General features: G+C 55.9%; 7 protein-coding genes. 2 read left to right on the forward strand and 5 right to left on the reverse strand.

What is annotated here, in order from left to right:
- The first annotated feature begins 209 nt into the window (after positions 1 to 209).
- Positions 210 to 2,258, forward strand: a complete 2,049-nt coding sequence (locus tag SH678x_RS04270; RefSeq protein ID WP_496921647.1) for a S46 family peptidase — start codon at positions 210 to 212, stop codon at positions 2,256 to 2,258.
- A gap of 9 nt (positions 2,259 to 2,267) precedes the next feature.
- Here the strand turns inward: SH678x_RS04270 and SH678x_RS04275 are convergent, their stop codons facing one another.
- The 3 genes from SH678x_RS04275 to SH678x_RS04285 form a co-directional block, all read right to left on the reverse strand.
- Entirely contained in the window at positions 2,268 to 3,353 is a 1,086-nt protein-coding gene (locus SH678x_RS04275) for a hypothetical protein (protein ID WP_496921648.1), read from the reverse strand.
- Positions 3,354 to 3,525: 172 nt separating this feature from the next.
- The gene (locus tag SH678x_RS04280; RefSeq protein WP_496921649.1) at positions 3,526 to 6,939 is read right to left on the reverse strand and encodes an ABC transporter permease; all 3,414 of its coding nucleotides are present in this window, start codon (positions 6,937 to 6,939) and stop codon (positions 3,526 to 3,528) included.
- 38 nt (positions 6,940 to 6,977) lie between these two features.
- Positions 6,978 to 8,189 (reverse strand): 1-acyl-sn-glycerol-3-phosphate acyltransferase, encoded by a 1,212-nt coding sequence (locus tag SH678x_RS04285; RefSeq protein WP_496921650.1) that lies wholly within the window; start codon positions 8,187 to 8,189, stop codon positions 6,978 to 6,980.
- Positions 8,190 to 8,371: 182 nt separating this feature from the next.
- Between SH678x_RS04285 and xerD the strand changes: the two genes are divergently transcribed.
- Positions 8,372 to 9,310 carry a site-specific tyrosine recombinase XerD gene (gene xerD / locus SH678x_RS04290; RefSeq protein WP_496921651.1) on the forward strand — a complete coding sequence of 313 codons (939 nt, stop codon included), beginning with the start codon at positions 8,372 to 8,374 and terminating at the stop codon, positions 9,308 to 9,310.
- A gap of 154 nt (positions 9,311 to 9,464) precedes the next feature.
- On the opposite strand, the gene SH678x_RS04295 is transcribed toward xerD, so the two are convergent.
- Both SH678x_RS04295 and SH678x_RS04300 read right to left on the reverse strand, forming a co-directional pair.
- The gene (locus tag SH678x_RS04295; protein WP_496921652.1) at positions 9,465 to 10,442 is read right to left on the reverse strand and encodes an alpha/beta fold hydrolase; all 978 of its coding nucleotides are present in this window, start codon (positions 10,440 to 10,442) and stop codon (positions 9,465 to 9,467) included.
- A gap of 135 nt (positions 10,443 to 10,577) precedes the next feature.
- Entirely contained in the window at positions 10,578 to 12,374 is a 1,797-nt protein-coding gene (locus tag SH678x_RS04300) for a DUF7453 family protein (protein WP_496921653.1), read from the reverse strand.
- Positions 12,375 to 12,419: the final 45 nt, after the last annotated feature.

Here is a 12,419-nt window from a genome sequence, read left to right on the forward strand (position 1 = left end):
ACGACACACCCAGGGGGGCTAGCAGGCGCGGCGATTCAGTTCGTCGCGCCTGCGTTTGTTTTTAGGGCAGCCCCAAAGTGTGGCGTATTCTCGAGCTTTTTCTTCGGGTCCCAAAGTCTTGCCCGATCTGCTACCATTGCCTTCATTCGCGGACGGCAATTCTGGCCGTCTTTCATCTTGTGAAGCTAGCACCAGGGAGGGGAATCTCGATGCGTATCTTCCGCCGAGCGTTGGTCACCGTGAGTCTTGCCATGTCTGTTACTGCCACCCGCGGCGACGAGGGAATGTGGCTCTTCAACGATCTGCCCCATGAGTCGCTCAAGCAAAAATACGGCTTCGAAGTGAGCGAAGAATGGGCCGAGCACATCATGCACTCGAGCGTGCGGTTCAGCTCCGGCGGATCGGCTTCGTTTGTTTCCAGCGACGGGCTGGTGATCACCAACCACCACGTGGCCGCCGATACGCTGCACAAACTCTCAACGCCTGAAAACAATTATTATGACCACGGTTTCTTGGCCGAAGATCGCGAGAGCGAGCTCAAAGCCCCGGACTTGGAACTGAATCAGTTGGTTTCCATCGAGGACGTCACCGACAAAGTGAATGCGGCCGTGACCGCCGACATGGAGCCGACCGACGCCAACAAAGCGCGCCAAGCGGCGATGGCTCAGATCGAGCAAGCCTCGCTCGACAAAACGAGTTTGCGTAGCGATGTGATCACGCTCTTCGGCGGGGCCAAGTATCATCTTTATCGCTACAAAAAATACACCGACGTGCGGTTGGTTTGGGCCCCCGAAGCGACTGCGGCGTTCTTTGGCGGCGACATGGACAATTTCGAGTATCCGCGCTATTGTCTCGACGCCACGATCTTTCGTGTCTATGAGAACGGCAAACCGGCCAAGATCGAACATTTCTTGAAGTGGTCCGAGAATGGCCCGGCTGATAATGAGCTTGTTTTTGTTTCAGGCAATCCGGGCCGCACCGATCGCGGCTACACGACCGATGCGCTCAAATATTTGCGCGACTATAGCCTGCCGTATTACTTGAATTATCTCAGTCGTATGGAAGTGGCGTTGCAGCAATACTGCAATTCGAGCCCCGAACATCGCCGGCGTGGAAGCGACGATCTTTTCGCGGTGCAGAACAGTCGCAAAGCCGTTACGGGGATGCTCACCGGTTTGCAGAGCCCACACTTCATGGAAGTAAAAGTGGAACGCGAAACCGATTTACTCAACAAGATTGCCAAGTCGGATGAATTTCAGGAATATGCCAAGGCGTGGGAAGAAGTCGCCGAGGTGCAGAAGCAAAAAGCAGAAATGATCGACGGCGGCGTCGAATTTCGTTCGCCATACTATTTGATCGCCCAGCGTTTGGTGCTGATGGCGGGCGAAGATCAAAAGCCGAGCGAGGAACGCCTCAAAGAATTTCGTGATTCGGGGCGTGAATCACTTGAGCACGAATTGTTTTCTCCCGCACCAATCTACGATGATTTGGAAATCTCCAAATTCGCCACGCAATTGGCGCTGTTCGTTGAAGAGCGTGGCGGTGACGACCCGCTCGTGGTGATTGCACTGGCTGGCAAGAATCCACTCGATCGCGCGGCGGAACTCATCAGTGGTTCGCAGTTGAACAAAGTTGAGTACCGCAAGGAACTCGCCAAGGGTGGTCAAAAGGCGATTGAAGCCTCGAAGGACCCGCTGATTTTGTTTTTCCGCGATTTGGAGTCCGAGTATCGGCTCAAACGCGAAAAGCGAGAATCGCTCGAAGAAATCGAACGGCAAGCCTACGCCAAAATCGATGAAGCCCGCATCGCTGCGGATGGTGTCACCACTTATCCCGACGCGACGTTCACGCTGCGTTTGGCGTTTGGCGTGGTGAAGGGTTACGAAGAAGAAGGCCGAATTCTGCCTCCTTGGACAACGATGGGTGGGGCTTTCGAGCATGAAAAAGCCCATGAGAGCAAAGCACCTTGGATCCTGCCCAAGAGTTGGCACGAAGCGCGTGAACGGCTCGATCTGGAAACGCCGCTCAATTTTGTCAGCACGGTGGACATCATCGGCGGTAATTCCGGCAGCCCCGTCGTGAATCGCGCCGGAGAGTTTGTCGGCATCATCTTCGACAGCAACATCCAGGGCCTCACCGCCGACTACATGTACGACGACGTCGTTGCCCGAGCCCTGTCGGTACACAGCAGCGGCATCCGCGAAGCCTTAAAGGTGATCTACGGCGCGGAGGAATTGGTAAAGCAGTTGGGCAAGTAACTGGGACCGCTAGTTCGTGGTCTCAGGATACTCCGTCGGAATCGGTGCGGGCACGGGTTTCGGCGGAGGACTTCCCTTGGGTGCGAAGACCAATACCATCGCCGCACCGGCAATTACCAATAGAAGTCCCGCCACGAACAGGGCGTTCACTTGGCCCCACAGGCCGTTGGCTGTGATTGTGAAGAAGGTATTTACCACCGGCGCACCACCAAACACGAGTGGCATCACGTAGACTGGCTTCCCGCCAAAGTTGAAAGCCATGATAATCCCCAGCGCGCCGAGTGCGCCAGCTGCACCAGCAGCCAAACTCCAGAATGTGCCGCTGAAATTGTAAGTGCTCGCTTCACCCGCAGCGGCGAGCCACAAGTTTCCAACGATCACGGCAATCACAAAGTAGGCGAGCCCCACGCAAATCAAAGGGCGGAAACGGCTGTGATCCATGGCCGCCTGACCGATGTGTAGCACGGGTCCGTAAGCACCCCAGCAACAGATCACGAGCGCGATCGAACAGATTTGCAAAAGAAAATCACGGAACGCTCGGGATTCACGTTCGACCAAGGATTGCTCTGCCGCGGGCGCGGCGGTGGCAGCTTCCACCTGTGCGGGGGTAGCAGGCTTGGGGGGATTCGGCTTGGCGATCAATACGGTCGTTGCCCCGAGCAGCACGATGATCAAACCTGCCAGGAAGATCGAACCGATCTCACGCATTTTGCCGGTGAGAAAGATTGTCAGGAACGAATTCACGACCGGCGCTCCGCCGAATACTAGAGGCATCACGTAGATCGGTGTGCCACCAAAATAAAACGCGAGAATGATCCCCAGTGCCCCCAGTGCGCCAAGCGCGCCACCGGCCATGCTGAACAGAATTCCTTTCGCCGACCATTGCCCTGCTTCGCCGTAGATTTGCAGGAGCAGCGTCGGTACGGCCACGCCGATCACGAAGTAAGCGAGTCCCACGCAAATGAATGGCCGCAACGAGGCGTTGCCCCCCGTGGTCGACATCGCATGCTGGCCCCAATGCAGGACCGGCCCGTAGATGCCCCAACACAAGATCGTGACGGCGAACGAAGCGATCACTAACGCGAGATTTTTCATGATGAATTCTAAGCGTGAGGAGGGAAGCAAAAAAGGCAGGGGAACAGCCGTCACTGTAGTGAAATTGGGTAATCGGTGCTAGGCGAGTGACGATTCTGTAACGCGATCAATTCTGTAGCCGAGGTCTGTGATCTAGGAGGATATCCTGTGGCTGAGGTCTATGACCTCGGAATTATTCTCCGCGCAATGCCGCCGTGAGAGGGGCACGAATCGCCGCACGCACGGCCAACCAACCCGCGGCAATGCCAGCCAGTGCGACAACTGCTAACAACAAAGCAAGTGTAGCCCACGGAATGCCTGCTTGCTGGCCGATCCAATGGGGGAGTGTGGCCACAATCGCGGCCAAACATCCGCAGCCCAACCCCGCCGCCAGCAGTGAGAGATTTTCCCCCAGCACCATTCCCGAAAGTCGCTGGGGGGCGAATCCCGTGCTTCGCAGCAGTGCCAACTCGCCGCGACGTTCGATCACGCTGCGCAGTTGAGCGATGGCCAGCCCCACGGTTCCTAAGAGCAAACCCAGCGCGCCAAGCGATTGAAATGTCGAAAGATAGGTGTTCTGCACGGCCATGAATTCGGCCAGCCGTGCGGCCGCGCTGACGGCATCAAAGCCTTGATCGACAAGCCGCGATTCAAAAAGAGACGTCAATTCTTTGTCGTTGAGCTTCGCCGAGCCGTGACGAATCAAGAAAAGTTTTCGTCCTGCCGAGTCGGGGAAAAGCTTGAGGAAGTTGGCTTCGCTCATCAACACGTTCCCTTGCAGCACGCTACCCGCCAGCAAACCCACAACTTCTAATGTCACGGGTTTGTCCAAGGCATCGCGAATTGTGAATCGCGCACCAACACCCGAGAGATGCAAACTATAGGCCGCCGTGCTTTTATCGAGGACCACCGGCACGATATTGTTTTCCAGCTGTCGATCGAAAAGTTGCCACGGAGATTTATCGCTTAAGTCTGGTGTCGATGCCCAAGCAAACTCATTGCCAAGCTTATAGAAATCTTGAGGAACGCCAACGACCCGCGGTTGAGTCGTTTGATAGAGGTTCAAGCAACTGGCATCTTCCCCACCACGCACGCGGAAGGATGCGACCTCGGTGCCGGCGAGTTTCTTTTCATCCTGCGCAGAAAAGCCTAATTCCGAGCGACCCTCGGGTGTGTTGAGATCGAAATAAACGGGGAGATCGCTCGTTGCGATCAAGTCAAATCCGCCCGTGCCGCCGACGGTGGGGGCGAGTCGAAACGCACTCAGTGCCACAATCAGAAAACTGGCCACCGCCGCGAGCGCCACCGAAAGAATCGTGCGACTAGGATTGCGGCGCGCATTGCGCATCGACAGGCCGAACAAAGAGAGTGATGACGGTGCGGTAAAACTGGGTTGGCGTAGTTTCCCGCGCAGCCACATCAAAAGTGCCGTGAGAACGAGGGCACCACTGCCAAAAAATGCTCCTGCTTGGGCTTCATCACGTAAGCCGGCAAACAGCGCACCAATTCCCAATCCTATTGCAGCCAATATCAACACGGCAGGAACCCAGCCGCGTTTTGGCTTTTGGGAAAGTGGAGCGATGTCCCGTGGATCGGTGGTGTCACCCGCCAGAAGTTGTCTTGGCTCGAGCCGAGTGAGCTTTCGCAGCGACCAGGCAATCGTGACGAGCGAAACAAGCACACCCACCGCGAAACCAATCGCCAGACTCACGGGATTCACATGCAACTTCAAAAAGGGAGTGACGGTCGCGGCGACCCACCACGTATTCAGTCCGAAAATCATGACAGCGGCGTAAGCGATGCCCGCGACTGCGCCGACGATTGCGCCGAGGATTGCCACTACGGCGGATTCAGCGAGCCACACGCGGCGGAGTTTCTTGCTGCTCCAGCCAATCGCCGTGAGAATGCCGACTTCCCGCGCGCGGCTTTCCGCGCCCAACCGGAAGAGCAGGGCGATCAGCATTACAGCCGACGCCATCAAAAAGAAACTAAAGCCCAGGAACAACCCTTCAAAGGGGGTCGTCCCCCGCGCGGCGGCAAGGCCTTGCTCCTTCACAGGAATCCAGCGCATGCCGAGTGATTCGGGGTCGATGTTGTCTTCGAGTTTCTTGGCGACCGTTTCGGCCGTGATTTCTGTAGTGACAGGTAATCGCAAAGCGCTCGTCGTTCCCCACCGTGTTGACCACAACTTCTTGGCCAGAGCGAGCGATACGAACGCTTTGGGCGTTGTGCGATACTCATCCCAATAGTCTTCATCGGCTTGCGAGATTTTTTCGACCAGCTTGAAAGGCAACTCCCAATCGCTGATCGATCGTTCGTCGGTCACGCCGGGAAGCTCGGGCGTGAAATGCTCGTCGGCAACGGCTGTTGGTTGGCCCTCTGGGGATTTGAGCGGCGCGATGAGTTTCACGGTGAGCGGTTCGGTAGTGCGTTCGACAAGCTCGCCGTGTGTTGTTTCCGGTTCGTAGTATTTGAGCGTGACGAAATCGCCGACTTTCGCATTCAATCGCTCTGCGGCCCAGTCGTTGAGCGCGATCTCGTTATCGGCGAGCACAACAGGCTCACCAGCTTCATCGCGCAAGGGCCCAAGTTCGCTCGTGGAATCGATGCCCGTGACGGTCGAGTAGGGAATCTTTTTGTCGCCGAGGTTGATCGTGTTGGCCAGATAGGTGACGACTTCTTGTGGTTGGGAATGGCCAAATAGCTTTTCAAACACTTCGACAACATAAGGGGCAAGCACCAATCTCTCAGCCGAGAGTTGGACATAACGATTCGCTGGGGGCTCGCCAATCGAAACTTCCTCAACCATCAACCCAAAATCAGCCAGTTGCGGCTTCAATATTTTCGGTAGCCGCGACTCAACGAGTCGCTGGTCTTCTCCCCCCACGGCAATCACATTCGCCTTGCCACGAATATCCAACATCCGCTGTAGCGTGCTGAGCGGCACGAACACATTGCGGGGTTCGAGTTGCGAGGGTTGCAAGCTGAACCGAGATATGCCGCCGCCTAGTCGATCCATAATCCGCACGCGCCGTGATGTCGTGCTATTAGATTTTTCACCCAGCGTACTATCAGCGGGTATGTTGCTTGGCACCGATACTCGTAAGATCGCTTCTTCACCCAGATAAACGTCGAGTTCGTCCGCGATAGCCCAACTAATGGCCGCGTCGTCAGGGGACGTGAACTTCTGGGGAACGGCTCTCTCCAAATAATCGGTGGGGGCAGCTTCGTAATCATTCAACTGCCAGAATTCATCGGGCACACCAATGATCGAGAGTTGTGTGGCTTGCGATTTTCCATTTTCACCGTCGAGCGTAATGCTGCCGGGAAGAATCAGCATTGGCACAACAATCGCATTTGTTTGGGCAGGCAGGCTTTGTTGCAGTTTTGCTGCCAACCCCGCTCGGAAGGGTTGCTCGGCAACGAGCAGGGAATTTATTTTTCCGAGTCGCTCCAGCACAAGATCGCGCAGGCTGCCACGGACTGAATCTCCCACGAGCAACGCCCCGGTAATCACCGCCGTGGCGACGGCCACCCCCGCAGCGACGGCCAGATGCACGCGGCGATACTGCCGGAGACTCGCGATGATATAACTTAGCGGCGACATACGGTCATTATGACACGTTCAGCGCTTCGTCAGCTACCTCAGACCTTCGGCGATTCTTCCGATAGCTTTGTGAGCATATCGGTCAGCTGCGTGCGGATGCCGTTCATGATCGGGTCCCCACCGGCACTGCGGTCGCGATGGCTGGAGACGGGAATTGCTTTGCCAACTTGCACCACCACGTGCAGCGGGCCATGCACGCGCACTTTGTCGGTGAAATCCTCTTCAAACCGTTCGACCGTTTCGAGAATGTGCTCGGGAATGTTGCGTTCCGAGTTGCGGACATAATTCCGTGGGTAGTGCGACATTTGCTGCACGTAGTAACAAGCCGCGAGCTGTTTCCAACGGCGTTGGCGTTCCTCGGCAGAGATCGTGCGATTGATCAGACCAGGCAGCACCGCCGAGCGAATCGCCTTCACCCGAGCAACAACCCCTTCTTCCTTGTCTTTGATCTGCCATTCGGCTTCGAGCTTGGCGAGCACGTCTTCGATCAGCGAGTCAACACGTTGATAAAAATCTCCCATGCGTGCATGGCCGAAGTATTCGATTTCTTTGAGCGACAACAGTGCCTGGCCAATCTGTTGCAGCCGCCGCGTGAGCGAGCGATCCTGTTGAGGGAACCAGGAGAAGTGAGATTCGATTTCTTCCAGAACGGGTTCCACCGTTTGAGCAACATTGCCTTGGAAGAAATACCGAATTGCCACGGGATGGACGACCACGCCCGCTTTCATGCCGAGCTTCTCCCGACGCTTGGCCGCGGTGCGGGCGATAAACGACGTGCCGTCCATCATCGGCATGAGGACGTCGTTGTGTCGCGAGACGGCTCCTTCGGCAAAGATAACCAGTGGCCGCTTGCCTGCCACCAGGATATCGACCGCTGTGTCGATGGCTTTGCGGTCGATCCCTTCGCGGTAGACGCTAAACGCTCCCATGCGGCGCAGGACGAAACGTTTGAGCCAATCTTGCTTGAACAAATGCCACGAGGCCATGGCGTGCATGTCGCGCTTGATTACCCGTGAGAGATAGCCCAAAGTAAGCGGATCGGACATCCGGCAATGATTGGGGGCGATCAAAATGCCGTTACCCGCATCGACCGATTCTTGCAAATAGTGTGTGTCGCGGCATTCGACCGAATGCACGCCGAAGGCCTTGCGCAGATAGCGTTTCAGATATTGGTGCATCAACCACGGCCAGAAGTCACCGTAAACAGGCGGCACAAACTCGTACGGCTCATCAATGACGACATTCTGCATGGTCGGCGTAATCTACGGGCGGCGGGCGGATAATCACTCTAATCGTGAAAGTTTAGCACATGCATTCAAGATGGTTTAGGGCACGTTGGGGAATCGAACCGATACACAATGTGAGTCTGTTAAGTTTTGGCCGCTAAGCCGCAAGCGGTCGCTGGCGGCTTAGCAGCCAAATAAAATATCGCATGAAACCACAACGCAAAATCCTGAAACCACGACGTGAAGGGGCCAACCGCGAGGCTGCCCGCTGGCAGGAAGATTTTGCCAACTACCTGCGAACCGAATGCCACATGGCCGCCAACACGGTGGAGGCCTACCGCCGTGACCTCGCGCGGTTCTTCAAATGGCTCGACTCGCGGCGGATGCAAAGCTTGTCGGTCAGCGAGTTGGCCGGCTATCCGGCTTGGCTCACGGAACAATCGCTCGCGCCCAAAAGCGTCACTCGGCATGTGGCTTCGCTCAAGGTCTTCTATAAGTACCTGCAGCTCGAAGGTGCAATTGTCGACAATCAGGCGGCGCTGCTTGGTTCACAGAAGCTGTGGCAAAAGGTTCCGCACGTGCTATCGATTGCGCAAGTCGAAGCGTTGCTTGCCGCTCCGCGTGCGGCTGACGGGTTGTGGCTTCGGGATCGCGCGATTTTGGAACTTTTGTATGCGACAGGCTGCCGGGTATCGGAATTGTCGTCGCTCAGCATGCGCAACATTCATCTCACCGAACGCTACTGTCTTTGCCACGGCAAAGGGGACAAGCAGCGAGTCGTGCCTTTGGGCGGGCGAGCCATAGAAGCGGTGGAGCGCTATTTCAAAGCAGAACGACCGCAGCTCGTGGCACGGCGAAATCCAGGGAGCGACCGAGTGATTCTTTCGCCGCGTGGTGGACCGATGCGGCGCGAGCGGATTTGGGAACTTATTAAGAAATACGCAATCCGCGCCGGTGTGCCGAGCGAAATCAGCCCCCACTCACTGCGCCACAGTTTTGCCACGCACGTGCTGGCAGGTGGAGCGGACCTACGGCAAGTGCAAGAAATGCTCGGCCATGCAAGCATCGCGACGACACAAATCTATACGCACGTCGATCACACGCGGCTCAAGAAAGTGCATCAGCAGTTTCATCCGCGGGCTTAGGATTTGAGCCACGGATGGGCACGGATGAAACACGGAATATGATTATCAAATTGGAACACGAAGTAGGAATGCTAGTCAATTTTTGACGCAACAAAGTTGAATTCAAAAGATTTATTCTCTAATCTGTGTTTCATCCGTGCTTTTCCGTGGCTAATTATCCGTTCGGATTATGGAATCTTTCAAATATTTCCGGGGCGTGCCATTTCAGCATCGTCACGTGGCCAGCACGCGGGTCGAAGTGGTATTCACTCCCAGCGATTTGGCTGTGGAAGAATCGTCCGGTCGAGGGTGGGGCAATGCGATCACAGCCTCCTTGCCAGATTGATACTCCCACGCCTTGAATTTCGCATAGCTCAAAGCCCCAATGACAGGCCAGCAAGCGAACATCAGTGACTAAGCCATCGGCACCGCACATGGTCGCTTCATGGAGCACGGCAATCAGATCGTTGTAGTAGCGGGGACTACAGAGAATGAGTTGACGGTCGCAATTAGCCCAATTCTTGGTGACATGTTTGATCACTTTGTCGGGCTTGCGATCAAGTCGCTTAGCAATAAAGCTCATGCCCATCCGCGAGAGCCGAGGCCGCCGGGCCACGAGCGCGATGATTTTGTCTTCACTGCCGGCAGTCACTCCGGGTGCTCCTAACCAAGCGTGGCCCGACACAACCGCCACATGGGTGAGCCTATGGGGAATCATGCTCGCACAAGCCGTCGCGTAGGGTGTGCCCCCCGACATTCCAATCACGCCAAACGATGTTCCACCGTAACCTAGCGCATCGGCAACTATTTCCACTTCGTGTGGCCAATCGACTACGCGGCGTCCACTGTAGTATGTCGAGCGACCAATCCCTGGGCGATCGATAGCCACGAGATGCACACCAGCCAAGGCCGCTTCATCTTCGATCAATCCCCCCTCGAGGCCAGCGCCGGGGGTGCCGTGAAAGTAAAACACGAGCGGCCCCGTCGGATCGCCGAAGCGGTGGTAGGCAAGGCACCGACCGTTGGAAAGGCGTAATTGACCCCGTTCAGCGATGCCGTGGATGGAGCGCGACCGCGCGCTTGCCAGCGAGGGCAAGAGGACAGTGGAGAGCAGGGCTGCTCCTCGGCTGAGGGCTTCACGGCGGGAAATCATGGCCAGTCCTACAGGATAAATCGTCTGCTGTGGTATCGTCGGATGTTCTGGCCCAAGTGTAGGCGCAGAGCCAGAGGAGTGAAGGCACAAGCTGTGCCGAGCGTGCAGATTACGCGGATTCGGTGCGACAGATCGCTAACCGCGAGCCATTTGCCGGGCCTTGCGGCAATAGGAAAAGAAGCACGCAAGAGCGAGCAGGCAGCAGACATTTGGTTCGGGCACTGCCACTTGCAAAACGTGCGCTGGCGGACCGGTGAATTGCCTTTGCCAAGTGAGAAAGTCAACGCCATCGGAATCACCGTCGCCATCGGAATCGCCCAAATTGGAAACGCCAAAAGCATTTTGCCACATCGCGAGATCGGTCTCATCGACGTGGCCGTCTTCGTTAAAGTCCGCGCCTAGAAAAGTGGCAGTCGTTGAGGGCGAATAAAGAAATATGCCTGAGTCTCCGTCGGTGAACGTGGCTCGAAAGATCAGTTGATCAAGGGCGTTGAATCCCGTTCGCTGGCCATCGCTGCCGCTGGAGTTCCCTGTGAAGCTTAGCGAACTTATCGTCTTACCAGCCAGAAAGTCACCTTCACGCGCTATGAGCGATTTGTTTCCTTCGGCGTCGGCGAACCAAATTCCTTCGTCGTTCTCACTGGTGATACCGCCGACTTCATTGGTGAGTGTGGCACTCACGACGAGCGAACCTACTTCGTTCACAGCCATAGTCGTAAAATCAGCAAAGTGTGCTGCTGGTAGGCCGGGGACACCACCACTGCCAGTACGAAAGAGCAGGGCATTTTGCGATTCCCCCATTTTCCAAAGGCCTATTTGATTGGAGGTATTAACCCCACCCGTGCCGTTCTGGAGTGTTGCACGGAAAAACGTGTCGCCGGTATCACTTAAGAAAGGACTGCCAAATCCAGCAAATAAGGCATCTGGTGCTCCGGGAGCAGCACTCACTCCTGCGAGTGCGATCAACTCGCCTTGATTTTCAGTGTAGCGCCACAGCCCCTGAGTTTCACCAGACGTGATTGTGCCTCGAAAGGCAAGTTGATCTGCATTATTGATCGATGGCCGCGACAGCGCATGAAACGAAACGCTGGCAACTCCAGGGACATCTTGGCCGGTTCGAGCGATCAGTTCGCCGACACCTTGGTTGTACTTCCAAATACCCTGGCGATTGGTTGTATTAATACTGCCGCCCAGATTGAGTACACCCGAGAAGGCGATTTGATTGTTGTCGTTGATCACGGGTTCGGAGAAGATACTAAACGTTCCCATCCCCGTGTCGGGTGCAACCGTGGAACCTTCGCGACTGATGAGCGCTCCCGATGTTCCGTCATAAGACCATATTCCGCGGTCGTTGTTGAAGGTGATGCCACTGCTCCAAGTTAACTGCGTGAGAAATGCGGTGCGGCCATCTGCCGACAAGAGAGATTCTTCAGGCGGCAAAGAGCTAAAGGTGTTGGACGAGGCCATGCCCGGCACCCCCGTAGTACCGGTTCGAGCAAGCAGCGAACCACCGCTCGAATAACGCCACAATCCGTGGTTATTACTCGTTGTGATTGACCCATTTTGCGTCAATTCACCCCGCAGCAACACATGGCCTGCATCATCAATAGCAACGGAGAAAAAATTGCTGAATGTCGCGCCAGCTATGCCCGGTGCGTTGGCGCCTTCGCGTGATACAAGCGACCAACTGCCCTGAGTGATTTTGTAAGCGGCACTGTCATTAGCAGAGTTAACGATGCCTGGACCTGATTGAAGTGTCGCTGTTAGTACAGCACCGCCGTTGGCGTTCAGCGAAGGGAGTCCAAAGGAATTTAACTCTGCCTCAGAAATGCCAGGTGCAGTACTTCCCGACAGAGCAATCGTGCTGATCGCTCCAACCGCAGAAGCAGGGCAGAGCATCAGCGCAAACACGAGCGATGCAAGATAACGCATGGTGCCGACTCAAGGTGCGAATTAAAGCAAACTGCCTAGAGAGGC

It is taken from the genome of Bythopirellula superficialaquae (genome assembly GCF_059632245.1).